This is a genomic window from Nocardia cerradoensis NBRC 101014 (genome assembly GCF_000308535.1).
Classification (GTDB): domain Bacteria; phylum Actinomycetota; class Actinomycetes; order Mycobacteriales; family Mycobacteriaceae; genus Nocardia; species Nocardia cerradoensis.
The window spans coordinates 1-16,819 of sequence record NZ_BAFW01000387.1; the positions used below are offsets into that span (position 1 = coordinate 1).

Consider the following 16,819-nt stretch of genomic DNA (forward strand, 5'->3'; position numbering starts at 1 on the left):
CGATGTGCTGTAACACATCAGTCGGGCGCGAATTCGTTGCTGCGCAGCACGATCAGTGGCGTGACATAGTGCTCGGTCACCTGCCCGCCGAGTTCGTCCACAGCTCGAGCCGCCTCATCCACCTCGGCGGGGGTCCAGTTGCTGAATGTGGTGAACAGATCGTGGATTTGGTCGGTGCGCATGTCGATCGACCAGGGGAAGTGGCGAATATGCCTGGTTTCGAAATGCTCGCTGGCAGTGAGGCGAGCCGCCCACGCCTGTGTGTCGAGTTCGCCGTACACGCGCCGGGGTTCCGCGGTTTCCCGGCGGGCTACGATGTGGGCGACTCGTTCGCGAAACGGTGTGATCGAGACAGTCGGGTCGCCGAAGGCGTTGCGCCACACGGCGAAATGGCCGCGAGGTCGCAGCGCGTGATGCAATTTCGGCATGACCACCTCGAGGTCGAACCAATGCACGGCGGTGGCCGCGACCGCGAGATCGTAGAAGTTTGTCGGTAACTCGACGTGTTCGACCGTGTCGACGTGCACGACTGCGGCCGGCCAGCGCCGGCGCAAACGATCGGCCAGGGCCCGGCCCGGCTCGACCGCGTCGACCGACGCACCCGTCTCGAGAAGCGGTCCGGTAGCGAGTCCACTACCGGCGCCAAGATCGATCGCCCTGATTCCTGGCCGCAGCACTCCGAGATCCTGTAGCTCGGCCCACAGTACGGCCGGATATGGCGGTCTGGCGCGGTCGTAGACCTCGGCATGGATGTCGAAATGCAGTGGGTCGGGCATCGGAGATCACTGTAATTCAGTGCTGTCAGTCCTGAGTGGCGCGATGATCGTGGAGGAGCCGGGTCAACTCATCGATCGCGGCCGGGTCGTCGGGAAACTGGCCGGAAAACCGGGCGAACGGTGTCACCGCGGCGAAGACGCGAACATGACCGTGTAGCGAGTTCGTGGGATCGGATCATAGAGACGCGCTGTAGCGACGCACGTCGTACCGGTCGCCGGTTCCGCGCAGCGATTGCTCGATGGCCAGTGTCTCGTGAGGTACACATTCGACATGGACGACTTTCCCCTCGATGCGCAAGAACAGTTGCGCAGTCCACGCGAAACCGAGGCCAGTGTCGCCGATTCCGCTGTGGCTCACGTGGCTGCGCTGTCGGCGGGAGCTCCGCTGGATCGCTCGTTGCGAGTCACGGTGCACTTCCACCCCGATGCCGTGTTCGGCACCGGGACCGTGCTCGATGCTCTTGCCGGTGAGGGCGTGTACCGGTCACAGTTCGAGACCGGGCTGAGTAACGGAGGGTTGAGCGCGCACCCTGGTGGGGCCCGCTGGCAGTGGGAAAGCCGGATGTTCGGCGGCTGCTACGATTCGGCGCCGGCCGCGCAGCGTCCGAAATACGGTGCCCTGAACCATCGAGGCGACCCCTACGGTGGATCACCTCGTTTCGGTTCCTGCTACCTGCGCTTGGCCGAGCACACTCTCGAACGCACCACGTTCTGCTTCCCGGACAGCGTGTTCGAACCGGGTGCTTTCGCGACATCGCGCCGGATGAGCCTGCTCGAGATGGTCGAGCAGGACCATGACAGATCCGCTCGATCACTACATCGAGGCGCACCTGCACGGCCCGCTGTCGATGGACAGTGATGTCGAGGAGCTGGTTCTCGATCCGAGCTACCGCAACACCTCGATCCATGCCACCGCTGCCTCGCTGCCCTGTCCGCTGAGCTGGCACCACGGCTACACCCTCGGCATCGACCATGTTCGCGCTCACGCGGACTACCGTGGCGCTTCGGTCGTCGACCTTGCTGAAGCGGTCGCCGGCGAGCACGGATCACTCTCTCCCCGCATAGTCGGAGCTGCCCGATCCTGGGCCGATTCACAGGATCTGAAGAAGGTTTGGCATTACCTCGCCCGGTTCGGCAGAACAGGCGACACCACACCTCGAGTGTCGATCTGAGGTCCCCCCTTGCACGGGTAGTGGGGCAGCAAGCTCGGCGCACAGCGCATCGAGTCCGGATGCGGGAATCCGGGGCGCGTCCCGGAAATCTGCGTCGTGCCAAAGAACTTCGCGTGCGGTGCCGGACGGGCGGGTGACCACGTGCTGGTGCAGGTGGACACCAGCCGTGCTCAAACCGGCGACGAAGGTGAAGACATGGGCGGATTCGAGGACTCGGCGCAGTGCATCGGTCGGCGAGATCCCCGACATTCAGGCATGCTCGGCGATGTGGCAGAAGCAGAACCGGGCCGTCTGCGCGGCGTGCTCATCATCGAAAGTCTTCGTCCTGTAGCGGAGTTGACCGATCTCGCCATCGCGGTGAGCACTATCTCGCGTATTCGGCCCGAGATCCGTGGTGCGGGGCAACCGGACACGTGGACGCTGATTCACTTCGAGGCCGACGTGGCGGCCGCCGAAAGGCTCGCAGCCATTTTCGCCGACACGCTCGAAGCGGGCCCCTGGTACATCGACTTCCACACCGCGACAACAACCTACGTAGTCTTCTCGGGCCGCGTATTCAGCTACAGCCGGAATGAACCGGATGGCCGTGACAACGCCATCGCGCATGCTCGAGCAGTTGGCATTCCCGAAGCGCAACTCGACTGGAGTTGAACGTCACGGTTTACGACCGGAACCTGCGGAATCCGCCTTCGGTGTCGATCACCTGACCTACCACCTAGCGTCCGGCATCGGTGACCGGCCAGGCGATCAATCGGGCCGGGTCGTCGGGTTGGCCGACTCGCCCACGGGGAAAGGCCTGGCGGACCCGTGACGGCCGCGACGAGCCGGGACAGACCTTGGGAGGACATCACAATTCCACTCCACAGGCAGGAGCAGCAAGGCAGCAACCGAATACGGTGTCCACGAAACGGCCGGAAATCGGTTGTCGAGCACGGCTGGCGGGTTCAGGATGGCGTGGTGACAGCTTCCGCGGACGGCCGCGCCGGAATCGATGCGGGGCTGGTCGCGCGTTTGATCGCGAGACAATTTCCGCAATGGAGCGCATTGGCGGTCACGCCGGTGGACAACGACGGGTGGGACAACCGCACCTACCGCCTCGGTGAGGACATGTCGGTCAGGCTGCCGACCGCGGCCGGCTACGCACCCGCCGTCGCCAAGGAAAGCCGCTGGTTACCGCGATTGGCGCCCTCGCTGCCGATACCGGTGCCGACTGTCCTCGCCGATGGCGAACCCGACCTCGGCTATCCGTATCCGTGGTCGGTGCGTCGCTGGATCCACGGCGAGACCGCTGATCGAGCCGAAATTGGGAACATGACCGAATTCGCGGTCGCTGCCGCAGAATTCATTCACGCTCTGCAGCGATGCGATACCACCGAAGCACCCCCAGCCGGTGCGCACAGCTTCTACCGAGGCCGACCACCTAGCCACTACGACGCACAGACCCGGCACTGCCTGCACATCCTCGACGGTTGCGTCGACACCGCACCGGCCACAGTCGTCTGGGAAAAGGCCCTGGCTACCGAGTGGGACCGGAATCCGGTGTGGTTTCACGGCGACCTGGCCCCCGGCAACCTGGTCGTCGACCAGGGGAAGCTGGCTGCCGTCATCGACTTCGGCACTTGCGGAATCGGCGACCCTGCCTGCGATCTCGTCCTGGCATGGACGATGCTGTCCGGAGCCAGCCGCGAAGCCTTCCGTCGAGCAATCGACCGCGACAGCGCGACGTGGGACCGTGCCCGCGGCTGGGCGCTGTGGAAAGCGCTGCTCACCCTCGCCGAGTATCAAGCCACTGATCACGAGCCGGCGAGCCGGGCACAGCGCCTCGTCAACGAAATACTGACCGACGAAACCTAACTCACCGTTTCAGCGGGTGACACCGACCCCCCGGTGACTTGCGCATCGGTTGGTCAGGGCTGTAAGTGAACGCATCATGGGACTGATCTCGTGGAGCTTCGCGGTGTGTGCCCAGGATGTGTCGGATCATCCTGTGGGGACGACCGGCCGGGCTGCCCCGGCCCGAGGTCGCGAGACGGTGATCGAGGCTGCTCGCACCAGTCGCTGCCGCGCACATCTCCCCAGAGATGCAGAACACATCGCCAATTGTGAAGGGCCCGTTCACCTGTCGCGGTGCAGGTGGATGAAGGATGCGGCCTCGTCGAGGGCTTGACGGCCTTCGGGGATGGGGAAGTTGGGCCAGACGTGCACCATGCCCGGATAGTGCCGGTGATCGACCGAGGGGTTGGCGGCCTTCAGTCGATGTGCGTCGGAGTCCAGGATTTCGCGGTCCCCGCTGAAGATGATGGTCGGCGGCAGGTCGGCGTGTGATGCGAACAGTGCGCTGACTCGCGGATCGTGCGGCGGAAGGCCTTTGAGCCACCGGCGCTCGATCTCTTTGAACACGCCCAGGGAAAGCATGGGATCGCGAGGTGCCAAAGCTTTCTGACCGGGGTCGGTGCCGGTGAGATCGAGTGCCGGCGAAAACAGAACGAGGGCCTTCGGCAGCGGAAGCCCCGCATCGCGCAGCGCGTGCGCGAGCAGCAGCGTCAGAGAGGCGCCCGCGGAGTCTCCGAAGACGATGATGTTCTCCGCGCCATGGGCTTCGGCGAGGGCGAGGTAGTGTCGCTCGATTGCGGTGGTCGTCTCCTTCCAGTCTGCTTCGGGGCCCAGCGGATAGACCGGAGCCACCACCTCGGCATCGACCCGTTCGAGCAGGCCGATCGGGATAGTCCACTGGGTCGTCTGGAAATTCATGACGAAGGCGCCACCATGAAGGAACAGCAGACGCAGAGGAGTTGCCGGGGCCCCCTTGCGTCTGGCGTGGAATGTGCGCAGTCCGGCTTCGGTATCTTCCCAGAAGTCGAGTTTGGCCAGGCCGCGACGCGAAGGCCGCTTCGGTCCGGTCGCGCGATCTTTCGCGATCATCTTTGTGACGAAAGCCGGATCGCCCAGGTCCATCGGCACCATTCTTATCGCATAATAAAGAGCCTTGCCGGGAATCCGACGAATATTCTCACGAATCATTTTCTGCCGTACTTTCCGTCGTTGGCCATCCCGCGTGACAGCGCGCCGGAAAGTGCGCGGCGGTAATGCTCGCGAACCGCCTCGACTCCGTCCGCTACCAATCCGTCACTCGGAAACTCCCACCGACGGTTCGGAGATGCGGTTGCCATCATTGCGTCGATATCCTTCTCCAACTCCGCCTTCTCGTGGGAAAGAGGGATGTCTTCCATTTGTTCCATCGCGAGTTCGATCATGTTTCGATTCCCTGGTTTCACAGAACGTCCGACAGATCGATCATCAATTTGATAGAACGATCTAGTGGATCGTAGAAAGGTCGCATCTGATTGTCAACACTCCGTGCTCGTTCTTGCTCGAAGTTCGAATCGCCGGAAAGCCGACCGCGCAATCGGCCGGTATATCGAGCAATTTATGCCTCATTTGGCGGGTCCCGCCACAGTGTGGATGTTTCTCGTCCGAAGTCGGATCCCGGACTCGGACCGGTGCGTACGGTACTTCGACGCTCTCAGTGCCAGCGGGGTCGGGCGCAACGGCGCCATCGGTGTCAACGATGAGATCATCCTCGAACGGCCGGCGTTCGCCGTCGGGCTTGCCCTCATCATCGATCCGACACGATCGGTCGACCAGCGGGCGCCCGGGCTCGTGCTGGAGTCCGGCGCGCCGCGCGCGGTGTCAGCTTGCGCGGATGAGGATCTTCGATGCGGTTCCCGCGCGCAGTTCGTGGATCGCGTCGACGATCTCGTCGAGTTCACGTTCCTGGACCCAGCCGGTGGTGTCGTAGACGCCGCCGGCCATCGCCGCGATAACGGAGCCGAACTCGTCCGATCGGTAGCCTACGGCGTCGCGGTCACCGACCGCGATATCGGTGACGCCGTCACCAATCTCGACGACGGTGCCGCTGAATTCGTGACCGAGGATCTGCGGGAGTTTGGCACCGGTCAACGGGTGCGGTGATTCCAGGTCGTATCCGGCGCGAAGTAGAAATGGAGATCGGACCCGCAGACTTCACCCTTTTCATCGTTGCTGAGGCGTCCCATACCGGCTCGCGGTGTGGGTCTGCGGAATCCGCCGAATGTGGCAGATATGAGCGGTATACGCGCCGTTCGCGCCTGGTGTGCGGCCTCGGGTGGCTGTGTTTCAGTCGTCGCATTCGTGACGAGTGGATGGCGATTCGGCTCGGCTGTCGATGGCGCGGACGCGACATCGACAGCGATGCCGCACACCAAGCCGTCTTCGAACAGGGACAGCGTCTCCCGCGTCTGCGTTCGTGATGCCGCAACACCGTGGATGTGCTCAGCTGATCGTGCTCAAGCCGCCCGCGATCGGAATGGTGAGACCGGTGAGCCAGGCACCCGCTCGGGAGGAGAGATAGACGATGGCGCCCACCATATCCTCCGGTGTCCCGACTCGCCCCCCGAAGAACGTATAGTCATCGCCTTTCGGGCTGCCGTCGTCGTTGATCAGCGACGACGTCATTTTCGATGGAAAGTGGCCCGGCGCAATGGTGTTCACGGTGATCTGGTCCTTCGCCAGAGCCTTGCCGAGGTGCCGGCTCAGGTGAATCAGTCCCGCCTTCGAGGCGGTATAGGAGAAGCCGTCCCAGTCGGGCACCAGCAGCGCCCCGGCGGAGGAGATGTTGATGATGCGCCCGGGATCTTCCCGGGTGGCGGCCAGACGCAGTGACGGTAGCAGCGTCTTGATGAGTTCGAACGGCGCGATGAGGTTCAGATTGAGGATGTCTTCGAACGCGGACCGCGGGAATTCATCGATCGGCGCTGCGAACGTGGCACCGGCATTGTTGACAAGGACATGTAGCGGCTGGTCGCTGCCGACGATGTCTCCCGCGGTCGCAATTCCCTCGGGAGTCGACAAATCCGCCGCGAACGGAATAACGGTACCGTGAACGGACAATTTCTCTGCCACGGCGGTGATTTCATCGATTTTACGTGAGCAGATCAGTACCCGGCATCCCGCTTCGGCGAGGCCGGTGGCGATCGTCAAACCTATTCCGCCGGAGGCCCCTGTGACCAGCGCGGTCTTGCCTCGTACTTCGAACAAACCGTTCAGGTTCATCTGATTCTTCCTTGCAGGCGTTATGTCGGTGCGGTCGTTGACGGCACCAGTGGGGATGTTGGCGGCGACTGTGTTCGAGCGCCGAGTTCGGACGGCAAAGCCGCGTCAGGCCATGGTCTCGCCGCCGTCGACGTTGATGATCTGGCCCGTGATGTAGTTGTTGGCCATCAGAAACAGTGCTGCGGAGGCGGCTTCTTCGGCGGTACCGAACCGGCCGAGGGGCCACGTCGATCCGGCGGCGGCGATCGCTTCGTCGGATTCCATTCCTGGGTTCGAGCGCAGCAGTGGGGTATCGATCCGTCCGAATCGGACGGTGTTCACTCGGATGCGCGCGGCGGCGAGCTCTACGCCGACGGACCTGGTGAGAGCTTCGACGGCACCGGCGGCCGACAGTCCGGCAGACGCTCCAGGGAAGGGGCGAACTACGACGGTGCCGGAGCTGAATGTGAGCGAGCCGCCCGCGGGGAGCCGGGTCGAGGCCACTCGGGCAGCGGCGTAGGCCGCCGGGACACGCGTCTCGAAGGTCGCGCGCAGGACATCGAGTGACACCTCGGTCAGCGGACCCATCCCGCTGGTCCCGCCCACGGTGACGAACAGGTGGTCGACGTGTCCCGCTCGGTCGAAGGCTTCGACGAGGACCTCCTCGTCTCCGCCGTCGCCCGCAACGCCCTGTACGGCGTCGTCGGAGTCGATCGGGTTGATGCCGCGGACCCGGTCGACGGCGGCCTTCAGCCGCTCGGAGTCGCGTCCGACCAGGACGACGCGCGCGCCGATCGAACGAAGCAGGGTGCCGGCGGCCAGTCCGATGCCGGAGCTGCCGCCGACAACGACGACGGTCGAGTCGGAGAGATCGCTCGTGAGCGGGGAACGAACGGGGATGGGAGCGGCAGTGGCAGTACTCATGGAGAAGCCTTTCAGTGAAGTAACTTCTTCCGAACGCATAGCCTTGGAATTGGAGATGTTCTCTCTATATTCGGCGTGTGGTTCGGTGGCAGTCGGAGACGTTCAGTTTCAAGTCGTGATTGCCTCGGTGACTGCCACCGAGCCGGTTGTTCGGAACGAGTGCGGGTCGTTCGGTTTTTATGGTGTTCGGTATCGGTTGTTACCGGCCGTATTTGCCGTCGATGGTGATTCCCCGGGACTCGGCGAGCGCGAAGGCGTCATGCGTGTTGATGACGGGCGCGACCGAGCTGAGGGTTCGGACGCCGGGGAAGTCCTTGTAGGTCGCAACGTCGAGCTGCCGGTCCATGTATTTCGCGAAGTTGGTGTCGGCGTAGAGTCGTTCGGCGGTAATGAGTTTCGCCTCGGGATCGAACGTCATCACCACCAGGTACAGGCCATTGGCCCGGCCGCCTTCGGGGGTGTCCCAGGAGACCCATGCCTCGCGGATGAGTGCGTTCGGGCCGGCTGAATGTACGCGCTTCTCTGCGGCGACATTCCACTGTTGCGCGCCGGGGAGCACTCGTCGGTAGTGCTCGCGAACCGCTTCGGGCCCCTCGGCGACCAACCCGTCGGTGGGAAACTCCCAACGGCAGTTCGGAGACACGGTCGCCATCGTGGCCTCGATATCCATCTCCAGCTCGGCCTTCTCGTGAGCGAGCAGAATCTCCTCCATTTGGTCCATAGTGAGTTCGCTCATTGTTCTACGCTCCTTGTTCTGGGAAAGAGAGCCGATGCGTGGAAATGCATGTGCTCGAAAACTCGCTTGAAAGAATCGGTCTACGCAGATTGCACGACTAGATAGACCGATCTAACGGATCGTAGGAAGTTGTCGATGCACTGTCAATACCGGATACGCGGAAACAATGCGCAGAGGTTGATTCGACCAAGGGTGAGTGCGCGATTGGACAATATGTGCCGCTATTTCCGCCCATTTGGCGGTTGTCGGCGGACGTATCCCGATGTGACGATGGTCGGCGTGTCACAGCTTTCCAGTAACGCCGTACGGCTCGATGTGGGATCGTGTTCGAGGTCGCAGATCGTTCGCTGGTCCCTCGACGCTCCCGCGACCGCGGCACATGGGGGCTGCCATCGAGGAGGCGTGAGATCGCGTGTCGGAGTCGCGAGCAGAGCGACGTAAAGAACAAGGACATTGACATGACCGTCTTCATTGCTCCCCTCCAGTCGCCTCGGAACTCGTACTGGCAGAGTACTTTTGCGAATCGACCGGGCCGGCGATCGGATGGTTGCCCGCGCAGTGACGTACGTACCGAGGGGTGAAAGTCGTGAGCGAGCGGAGTCGCGATGTCAGCGAAGCTCTCGATGTCGTCCGGTTCTTCGATGCCCTCATCGCCGGCGGGGCAGGGCTGGATGTGTTGCTGCGGGGTGCGGCGGTTCGTGCGGGAACCGTAGCGGGGTTCGAACGAAACGGGAGGATATCGCGGTTCGCTCCGACAGGTCAGAGCGTTCCGGGTAACAACCAGGGGCTCAGGAAGCTGGAGCGGTCTTTCGATGGCGGGAGTGTTTGGCTCGAGCGCGACGACGACGCCACACGCGACAAGGATGAGCTGATCGTCGAGCGGCTGGCCTTCGCGGTCGGGCTGCTGGCTACGAGAGGCACCGGCTCGGCCGGCCTTGCTCTCGTTGTCGATCCGACCCGGTCGATCGATGAGCGGATGCCGGGGCTCGTACGGCTGCACATCGATCCGAGCACCCGTATCAGGCTCATCGCCACGGAGCGGGGAACGGCACTGTCCGGTATCTCGGCGGCCGTTCCCACCCGGTACGGGCTTCTCCAAGCGACTCTGGATATCACCGGACAGGTCACCCCTGCCGGTCCGGCCGGCTTGGGGGAATGGGTGCGGGCAGATCACGCCCCGGAATCGTGGGAGGGAGCGGTCATCGCCCACCGGCTCACTACTTCGTCGACGCCCGTTGTCGACGCCACTGCTCTCGGGGCGATGACCATACTGGCTCGCGCGCACGACCCGGACTCGCCACACAGAGATGTGAAAGCGCTTGCCCGCCTTGATGATCACTCTGCCGAGGTCCTCCAGGCGCTCTGCGATGCGCCCAGCCTGCGCAGTGCCGCGGTCGAGCTCTCCATGCACCACTCGACGCTTCAGGCCAAACACGAGAGCCTGACGCGACTGCTGGGCTACGATCTGCGCACGACCGCCGGCCGGATGCGCTACATCGCCGCGGAGTTCCTTCGCCGGCTCGGCGACTACTGACGAAGTGCGCGGGTTGTCGCAGGATTCGACGAACAGCGGATGTATCGCTCACTGTCAGCCGCACGTGGCGGCTCGTGTCCGACCGCGCCGCGGGCATCCGGACGCAGGAACGGGTGTCCGGACGGCGGTCGGAACAGCTCCCATCTGCCCCCGAATGGCGGGTGTGCAGACCGGTGGTTGCCCGGTGTATGTGCCGGCCCCGTGCAAACCTCGAAGGTGATGTCGGATCCCCGTATTCACAGCTTCGTTCCGGAACGGGTATCGCGGGACGGCAGAACTACCCGGGAGATACCTTTTCGCCTACGTACCGGCCTCCTCGGCGGGGTGGTGGGAAGTGCGGGCCCGGACGCTTTGCCGGGGATACGCTGGGGTGTCGGAAGGTGAGCGCATGGTGCCCGGTATACGTGCCCGTGCCCAGTGGTTCGCGAGCGACTGATGGTCGACGAGGATCCGCTGCGCACCGGCCGCGAGGTGAACATGCCCGTGGCGATGGAATTGAGCGCGTCCGGTTTCGAGGATGCCGAGGAGATCGGGCACGGCGGCTTCGGTGTGGTGTATCGCTGCGCGCAGCCGGCCCTGGATCGCACGGTCGCGGTGAAGGTGCTGACCGCGGAGTTGGACGCCGATAATCAGGCGCGGTTCTTGCGGGAGCAGAAGGCGATGGGCCGGTTGACCGGGCATCCGAATATCGTCACGGTGCTGCAGGTGGGCGTGACCGCGAGTGGGCGGCCGTATCTGGTGATGCCCTATCACTCGCTGGATTCGCTGGATGCGTGGATCCGCCGGGAAGGGCCGTTGCCGGTCGAGACGGTGCTGTGGGTGGGGGTGAAGATCGCGGGTGCGCTGGAGACCGCGCATCGGCTGGGGATCATGCATCGGGATGTGAAGCCGGGCAATATCCTGCTGAGCGAGTACGGGGAGCCGGCGTTGACCGACTTCGGAATCGCCCGGATCGCCGGGGGCTTCCACACGGCCACGGGGGTGGTGACCGCGTCGCCGGCGTTCACCGCGCCAGAGGTGCTCGCAGGGGAGGCAGCGACGCCGGCCGCGGATGTGTACGGGCTGGGTGCGACGCTGTTCGCCGCGTTGACGGGGCATGCCGCGTTCGAGCGGCGCAGTGGTGAGCAGGTCGTCGCCCAGTTCTTGCGGATCACCAGTGCGCCGCTGCCGGATCTGCGCGACGGTGGCATCCCCGAAGACGTCGCCGCGCTCGTGGAGTCGGCGATGAATCGGGATCGGCGGGCACGGCCCTCGGCGGCGGAACTGGGCGAGGCGCTGCGTGAGGTGCAGCGCCGTCACGGATACCGGGTCGGTGAGATGGCGCTGCGGGGACAGCCGGCCGCCCCGCGAGCGCGCGGCGACGACACGTCGCCGCATACCGAATCCGTTCTGCCGCAATCGTTTCCAGGACGCGCCACCGCCGAGCTTCCGCTCGAGCTGACCAGTTTCATCGACCGGCGGGCGGAGACGGCCGAGATCAAGAGCTTGCTGGCGGCGGGCCGGCTGGTGACGCTGACCGGAGTCGGCGGTGTCGGAAAGACACGGCTGGCGGTGCGTGCGGCATCGTCCGTGCGTACCGATTTCGCCGACGGGGTATGGCTGATCGAACTCGCCGAGGTGACCGACCCGGCACTGCTGATCGATGTGGTGGCGGGCGCGCTGGGCTTGCGCGACGATTCACCGTCGCCGATGCGTGAGGCACTGCTGGACTTCCTGCGTTCGCGGCACGCGCTGCTGGTGTTGGACAACGGCGAACAGGTCGTGGACGCGCTGGCGGATCTGGTGGAAACGCTGTTGCTGGCGTGTGCGGACCTGCGGATTCTGGTGACCACCCGGGAGCCGCTCGACATCGCCGGAGAAGCCGTGCTGCGGGTGTCGCCGCTGACCGTCCCGAGCCACGACGATCGGCCCACACTGCGGGGACTGCCGCGATACGACGCGGTGGCGTTGTTCACCGAGCGGGCCGCGGCGGTGGTGCCCGGATTCGAGGTCACCGAGAAGAATATGTCCGCGGTGGCGGGCATCTGCGCCCGCTTGGAGGGCCTGCCGCTGGCGATCGAACTCGCTGCCGCGCGCATCCGCACGATGTCGCCCGAGCAGATCCTGGCTCGGTTGACCGACCGCTACGCACTGCTCACTCGCGGCAGCCGCACCGCGCCGCAGCGGCAGCAGACGCTGCGGTGGTGCATCGATTGGAGCTACCGATTGTGCACACCGGCGGAGCAGCGGCTGTGGGGCCGATTATCGGTATTCGCAGGCGGTTTCGAGATGGATGCGGTCGAGCAGGTCTGCGCCGAGGCGGGGCAGGGGAGTCTGCTGGACGAGTTGTCGTCGTTGGTGGACAAGTCGATCGTGATCCGGGAGGAACTCGAGGGCGCTGTCCGGTTCCGGATGTTCGAGACCGTGCGTGACTACGGGCGCGAGCAGTTGCGGGAGGCCGGCGAGGAGACCACTGTACGTGCGCGCCACCGCGATTGGTGCCGGCAGTTGACGGCGGATGCCGAAGCCGAATGGATCAGCGAGCGGCAGCCCGACTGGCTGGCGCGACTCGAACGCGAGCAACTGAACCTGCGCGAAGCACTCGAATTCTGCCTGTCCGACAACACCGCGGAATCGGGTGCGGCGGGACTGCGCACGGTCACCGCGCTGTGGCTGTTCTGGAGCTTCCGGGGTCTGTACGGCGAGGGGCGGCGCTGGATCGACCGAGTCCTCGCGCACCCCGCCGCCCGCGACCTACTGGTCCGGATCCGGGGCCTTCACGTCGGCGCCGTGATGGCCGCCGAGCAGCAGGATTTTCCGGCCGCGGAGTCACTGCTGGCGCAGCTCCGCGAACTCGCCGAGCGCGACCCGACGCCGCTGCACGGTGGGCTCGTCGCCTCCGCCGACGGCATTCTGGCGCTGTATCGAGGCGATCCCGCCCGCGCGGTCGCCTGCTTCGACGATGCGGTCGAGGTGGCCGCCTCGGAGCCCGAGGGACATCTGCATATCGCGGCGTTGATGACGCTCGGCTGGGCACTGGCGGCGCAGGGCGACACCAGGCGGGCGATCGAGAATCACGAACGAGTCCTGGCGATCACCGAGGCCAGCGGCGAATCGCTGTTCCGGTCGAGCACGTTGTGGGGGTTGGGAATCTACGCCTGGCAGCAGGGTGAACACGCGCGCGCACGCGAGCTGCTGGGCCGATCGCTGCGGGTGAATCGACGCGTCCGCAGCCCGCTGGTCGCGGTGCTCGATCTCGAGGGACTGGCGTGGATCATCGCCGACGAGGACAGCGAGCGCGCGGCGGTGCTGATGGGCGCCGCGGAAAGCCTGTTGCGGTCCGGTTCGGGTTTCTCGATCTTCTTCCCCCAGCTGTCGCAGTCGCACGAGGACTGCGATCGCATCGTGCGCCGCTCGCTCGGCGCGCGCGGCTTCGATGCGGCGTTCCGGCGCGGGCGGGCGATGACGATGAACGCCGCGGTGGCCTACGCGCTCGGCGAGCAGCCGAGCGAGACGCCGCCCACCGCGACCGGGCAGGCTCAGCTCACCAAGCGCGAACAACAGGTCGCGGAGCTGGTCGCGCGCGGACTCACCAACAAGCAGATCGCCGCGAATCTGGTGATCTCCCTCCGCACCGCCCAGGGCCACGTCGAACACATTCTGACCAAACTCGGGTTCACCTCCCGCGCCCAGATCGCGGCCTGGATGGTGGACCGGGCCCAGCGGCAGAGCTCCTGAGTCGTGACCCGGCCGCCGCAGCCGGACGATGCGACGTGGCCGGACGATGCGACGTGGCCGCCGACCACGTCGCACGCGTCGTGTCAGCGGGCTCCGTCGGCCAGGAGCTCGTTCAACGGGTCGACCCCGGCGAGGATCATCTGCGCGGACGGGTCGGGCCCGTGCCGGTCGTCGGTGTCGGCGAAGGCCTGTTCGATCTCGCGGTGGATGTTCGCCAGGATCGGTTCGAAATCGCCGTGGGTGGGAATCAGGAACCGCCCGGCCTGCAGCGCTTCGACGACCTGCTCGCCCACTCGGTCCGGGTTCGCGCCGCCGGCGCCTTCGGCGGCGGTCATACCGGTGGCGACGGTGCCCGGAGTCAGCACCGAGACGCCGATATCGGTGCCGCGCAATTCTTCTCGCAGGACCAGCGACAGCCCGACGCTGGCGAATTTCGACGCGCAGTAGGCGCCCACGCCGGGGATGGGCATGAGCCCGCCCATCGATGCGGTGTTGAGAATGTGTGCGCGCCCGCCACGTTCGATGAACCGGGACAGGAAGGTCGAGGTGCCGAGGAACTGTCCCTCGACGTTGACCCGGAAGTTGCGCCGCCACGCCTCGGGCGTCGTCTCGGCGATCGGCGCGTTGCTGATGACTCCGGCGTTGTTGACGAGGATCGAGGTCGGGCCGAGGGCGGCCTCGGCGCGATCGGCGGCGGCAGCCCACGCGTCCTCCGCGCTGACATCCAGCTCGATCGCCACGGCCCTCCCGCCCTGCGCGGTGATCTCGTCCACGACCGCGGCGAGCCGGGTTCCGTCGACGTCGGCGAGGGCGACCGCGGCACCCGCCGCTACGAGTGCGCGGGCGATCCCGAGCCCGATTCCCGAGGCGGCTCCGGTCACGAAAGCGGCTTCTCCACTGGGCCAGGTCATGGCAACTCCAAACTGTCGGTGGTGGTGTCCGCTTACCAGGATCGGTCGCCGGGGCCGGCCTTTCACCCCGCCAATCGGCGTGAGTTCGGCACCATCTGCCCGCCAATCGCGCAACGGACCGGAGACCGCTTCGTGTCAGCGTGCGCGCGGGCTCAGGCCGTCCAGCAGGAGGGCCGTCAGTTCCTCGCGCCGGTCGGCGGGTAGCACATCGGACGGGTGTGTGGAGGCTCGGAACGCGATGGTGCCGGTGATGATGTCGGCCACCGTGCCGGGGTTGATGTCCGCGCGGATTTCCCCGCGCGTCACCGCGTCGTGGAGCGCGTCCTCGATCGCCGCGAGACATCGATCGATCGAGTCGCGTTTGAACACGGCGTACATGTCCGGGTAGTCGGCTATCTCCGCCGCGCACCGCTGCAGGATGCTCAGTCGTGGTTCGACGAAGACGGCGGCGATCCGGTCGAGCAGGACGGTCAGATCGCCGGTGATCGATCCGGTGTGCGGTGGGACCAGGCCGGCGGCGAGAGTCGACATTCCGGCCAGGATGAGATCTTCGCGGCGGGGCCAGCGCGCGTAGATGCTGCGCTTGGCGGCGCGGGCGCGGGCGGCGACCGAGGTGATGCTGAACTCGGCGATGCCTTTCTCCGCCAGCTCCTCGACCGCGGCGTCGAGGACGCGGTGGTCGACGGTGTCGTCGCGGGGTCGTCCACGTGGCCGAGGCGAAGTCATCTCGGCAGCATATATGGCACCGGACCCGTTGCATAAATAGGGGAACTGAAATACGCTCGGCCATATGACAATTCACGATTTCTCCGTCACCACCGCCGACGGGGAAGACCGTTCGCTGGCGGACTACGCGGGCCGCGTGGTGCTGATCGTCAACGTGGCCAGCAAGTGTGGCTTCACGCCCCAGTACGAAGGTCTCGAGGCGCTGTACAAGAAGAACCGGGATCGTGGGCTGGAGATTCTCGGATTCCCCTGCAACCAGTTCGGCGCTCAGGAACCGGGCGCGGACGCCGAAATTCAGGAGTTCTGCTCCACGAATTACGGTGTCACCTTCCCGGTTCTCGGGAAGATCGAGGTCAACGGGCCCGACGCCGATCCGCTGTACACCTATTTGCGCGCGGAGGCGCCCGGAGATTTCGGGCCCTCCGCCGGACCGCTCTACGACCACGTCAAGGCCACGCGCCCGGAAGCCATCGGCACCGATGAGGTGAAGTGGAATTTCACCAAATTCCTCGTCGGCCGCGACGGCAAGGTGATCCGCCGCTTCGAATCGACCGTGACACCCGAGCAGATCGAAACCGAGATCGCCGGCCTGCTGAATTGACGTGGTAACCCCAGCACGGTGACGCGCACCCTCGCGAACGAGGGTGCGCGTCACTGCATACTCGCACTCACCGCTTCCGCCGCAACGGAATCCGGTTCAGTGGTTGGAGTCGGCGGCGTGTGCGGCGGCGCGGTCCAGGCGCGGCCTGGGGGTGGGGACGGTGGCGGGGAGCGGGGTGACGCCGGGGATGTCGGCGAAGTCGGGGCCGAGGATGTCGGTCATGGCTTGGGCGAAGGTGGTGTCCATGTACATGCGTTCGCCGGCGATTTTGTCGCCGGCGAAGTCCATGGCGACGAAGTATTGGCCGGTGACCCGGCCATCCGGGGTGTCGATGTAGACGTAGGCTTCGCGGGCGAGGCTTGTGGGGGAGGTGGCGTGGACGCGTTTGTCGGCCCAGAGGTTGTAGATGTCGCCGCCGTGGAGGAGGCGTTTGTAGAGTTCGCGGACTGCTTGTTGTCCTTCGATGTGCCAGCCGAGGGTGGGGAGTTCGTAGACGGGGTTGTCGACGAGGGTGGCCATGGTGGCGTCGAGATCGACGTTGAACTCGGCCATTTCGTGGATGGCGAGCAGTTCTTCCATCTGGTCGAGGGTCAGTTTGTTTTCCATTGTGATTTTCTCCACCTCTGCGAACGATTTCTCGATGTGAGAAGTC

At 65.3% G+C, this 16,819-nt stretch carries 17 protein-coding genes; 7 read left to right on the forward strand and 10 right to left on the reverse strand.

Annotation, left to right across the window (positions count from 1 at the left end; all coding sequences use genetic code 11):
• Window positions 1-17 precede the first annotated feature (17 nt).
• A complete protein-coding gene (locus tag ON23_RS34490) occupies window positions 18-776 on the reverse strand; it encodes a class I SAM-dependent methyltransferase (protein ID WP_039783949.1) in 759 nt (252 codons plus the stop codon).
• A 271-nt stretch (window positions 777-1,047) separates the two neighbouring features.
• Here ON23_RS34490 and ON23_RS34495 point away from each other — a divergent pair, with 271 nt between their 5' ends.
• The 4 genes from ON23_RS34495 (at window position 1,048) to ON23_RS34505 (ending at window position 3,802) form a co-directional block, all read left to right on the forward strand.
• Complete coding sequence (locus ON23_RS34495) at window positions 1,048-1,635, forward strand: DUF3626 domain-containing protein (protein ID WP_262985047.1); 588 nt, start codon at window positions 1,048-1,050, stop codon at window positions 1,633-1,635.
• Entirely contained in the window at window positions 1,571-1,948 is a 378-nt protein-coding gene (locus ON23_RS39655) for a DUF3626 domain-containing protein (RefSeq protein ID WP_262985048.1), read from the forward strand. Before ON23_RS34495 ends, ON23_RS39655 begins: the two co-directional genes overlap by 65 nt.
• Before the next feature lie 141 nt (window positions 1,949-2,089).
• Window positions 2,090-2,599, forward strand: a complete 510-nt coding sequence (locus tag ON23_RS34500; RefSeq protein ID WP_210743189.1) for a hypothetical protein — start codon at window positions 2,090-2,092, stop codon at window positions 2,597-2,599.
• Window positions 2,600-2,905: 306 nt separating this feature from the next.
• Window positions 2,906-3,802 (forward strand): aminoglycoside phosphotransferase family protein, encoded by an 897-nt coding sequence (locus tag ON23_RS34505; RefSeq protein ID WP_223273341.1) that lies wholly within the window; start codon window positions 2,906-2,908, stop codon window positions 3,800-3,802.
• 261 nt (window positions 3,803-4,063) lie between these two features.
• Here ON23_RS34505 and ON23_RS36415 read toward each other — a convergent pair whose 3' ends face one another.
• The 6 genes from ON23_RS36415 to ON23_RS34535 all read right to left on the reverse strand — a co-directional run bounded on the left by ON23_RS36415 (window position 4,064) and on the right by ON23_RS34535 (window position 8,678).
• Window positions 4,064-4,903, reverse strand: a complete 840-nt coding sequence (locus ON23_RS36415; RefSeq protein WP_157170379.1) for an alpha/beta hydrolase fold domain-containing protein — start codon at window positions 4,901-4,903, stop codon at window positions 4,064-4,066.
• Window positions 4,904-4,965: 62 nt separating this feature from the next.
• Window positions 4,966-5,202: a hypothetical protein gene (locus ON23_RS34515; protein WP_039783953.1), complete on the reverse strand. Its 237-nt coding sequence runs from the start codon at window positions 5,200-5,202 to the stop codon at window positions 4,966-4,968.
• 436 nt (window positions 5,203-5,638) lie between these two features.
• Entirely contained in the window at window positions 5,639-5,908 is a 270-nt protein-coding gene (locus ON23_RS39935; RefSeq protein WP_373282278.1) for an alcohol dehydrogenase catalytic domain-containing protein, read from the reverse strand.
• Between the two features lie 351 nt (window positions 5,909-6,259).
• On the reverse strand, window positions 6,260-7,039 hold the full coding sequence (locus ON23_RS34525; RefSeq protein ID WP_039783959.1) for an SDR family NAD(P)-dependent oxidoreductase: 780 nt from the start codon (window positions 7,037-7,039) through the stop codon (window positions 6,260-6,262).
• Window positions 7,040-7,144: 105 nt separating this feature from the next.
• On the reverse strand, window positions 7,145-7,942 hold the full coding sequence (locus ON23_RS34530; protein WP_039783962.1) for an SDR family oxidoreductase: 798 nt from the start codon (window positions 7,940-7,942) through the stop codon (window positions 7,145-7,147).
• A gap of 199 nt (window positions 7,943-8,141) precedes the next feature.
• Entirely contained in the window at window positions 8,142-8,678 is a 537-nt protein-coding gene (locus tag ON23_RS34535) for a nuclear transport factor 2 family protein (RefSeq protein ID WP_039783964.1), read from the reverse strand.
• 586 nt (window positions 8,679-9,264) lie between these two features.
• On the opposite strand from ON23_RS34535, the gene ON23_RS34540 reads away from it, so the two are divergent.
• Together ON23_RS34540 and ON23_RS34545 are read left to right on the forward strand one after the other, a co-directional pair.
• Complete coding sequence (locus ON23_RS34540) at window positions 9,265-10,212, forward strand: CdaR family protein (RefSeq protein WP_143859940.1); 948 nt, start codon at window positions 9,265-9,267, stop codon at window positions 10,210-10,212.
• Window positions 10,213-10,629: 417 nt separating this feature from the next.
• Window positions 10,630-13,929: a protein kinase domain-containing protein gene (locus ON23_RS34545; RefSeq protein WP_306307157.1), complete on the forward strand. Its 3,300-nt coding sequence runs from the start codon at window positions 10,630-10,632 to the stop codon at window positions 13,927-13,929.
• Between the two features lie 83 nt (window positions 13,930-14,012).
• On the opposite strand, the gene ON23_RS34550 is transcribed toward ON23_RS34545, so the two are convergent.
• Both ON23_RS34550 and ON23_RS34555 read right to left on the reverse strand, forming a co-directional pair.
• The gene (locus ON23_RS34550) at window positions 14,013-14,840 is read right to left on the reverse strand and encodes an SDR family NAD(P)-dependent oxidoreductase (RefSeq protein ID WP_039783970.1); all 828 of its coding nucleotides are present in this window, start codon (window positions 14,838-14,840) and stop codon (window positions 14,013-14,015) included.
• Window positions 14,841-14,975: 135 nt separating this feature from the next.
• Complete coding sequence (locus tag ON23_RS34555; protein ID WP_051043751.1) at window positions 14,976-15,566, reverse strand: TetR-like C-terminal domain-containing protein; 591 nt, start codon at window positions 15,564-15,566, stop codon at window positions 14,976-14,978.
• Window positions 15,567-15,630: 64 nt separating this feature from the next.
• Here ON23_RS34555 and ON23_RS34560 point away from each other — a divergent pair, with 64 nt between their 5' ends.
• On the forward strand, window positions 15,631-16,167 hold the full coding sequence (locus ON23_RS34560) for a glutathione peroxidase (protein ID WP_039783973.1): 537 nt from the start codon (window positions 15,631-15,633) through the stop codon (window positions 16,165-16,167).
• A 96-nt stretch (window positions 16,168-16,263) separates the two neighbouring features.
• On the opposite strand, the gene ON23_RS34565 is transcribed toward ON23_RS34560, so the two are convergent.
• Complete coding sequence (locus ON23_RS34565; RefSeq protein WP_039783975.1) at window positions 16,264-16,773, reverse strand: nuclear transport factor 2-like protein; 510 nt, start codon at window positions 16,771-16,773, stop codon at window positions 16,264-16,266.
• Between the last annotated feature and the right edge of the window lie 46 nt (window positions 16,774-16,819).

Excerpts from the sequence above, each read along its gene's own strand:
- ON23_RS34550 (WP_039783970.1), bottom strand. The coding sequence starts at position 14,840 with ATGACCTGGCCCAGTGGAGAAGCCGCTTTCGTGACCGGAGCCGCCTCG.
- ON23_RS34490 (WP_039783949.1), bottom strand. The coding sequence starts at position 776 with ATGCCCGACCCACTGCATTTCGACATCCATGCCGAGGTCTACGACCGC.
- ON23_RS34565 (WP_039783975.1), bottom strand. The coding sequence starts at position 16,773 with ATGGAAAACAAACTGACCCTCGACCAGATGGAAGAACTGCTCGCCATC.
- ON23_RS34530 (WP_039783962.1), bottom strand. The coding sequence starts at position 7,942 with ATGAGTACTGCCACTGCCGCTCCCATCCCCGTTCGTTCCCCGCTCACG.
- ON23_RS39655 (WP_262985048.1), top strand. The coding sequence starts at position 1,571 with ATGACAGATCCGCTCGATCACTACATCGAGGCGCACCTGCACGGCCCG.
- ON23_RS34525 (WP_039783959.1), bottom strand. The coding sequence starts at position 7,039 with ATGAACCTGAACGGTTTGTTCGAAGTACGAGGCAAGACCGCGCTGGTC.
- ON23_RS34555 (WP_051043751.1), bottom strand. The coding sequence starts at position 15,566 with ATGACTTCGCCTCGGCCACGTGGACGACCCCGCGACGACACCGTCGAC.
- ON23_RS34515 (WP_039783953.1), bottom strand. The coding sequence starts at position 5,202 with ATGATCGAACTCGCGATGGAACAAATGGAAGACATCCCTCTTTCCCAC.
- ON23_RS34535 (WP_039783964.1), bottom strand. The coding sequence starts at position 8,678 with ATGAGCGAACTCACTATGGACCAAATGGAGGAGATTCTGCTCGCTCAC.
- ON23_RS34560 (WP_039783973.1), top strand. The coding sequence starts at position 15,631 with ATGACAATTCACGATTTCTCCGTCACCACCGCCGACGGGGAAGACCGT.
- ON23_RS36415 (WP_157170379.1), bottom strand. The coding sequence starts at position 4,903 with ATGGACCTGGGCGATCCGGCTTTCGTCACAAAGATGATCGCGAAAGAT.
- ON23_RS34495 (WP_262985047.1), top strand. The coding sequence starts at position 1,048 with ATGGACGACTTTCCCCTCGATGCGCAAGAACAGTTGCGCAGTCCACGC.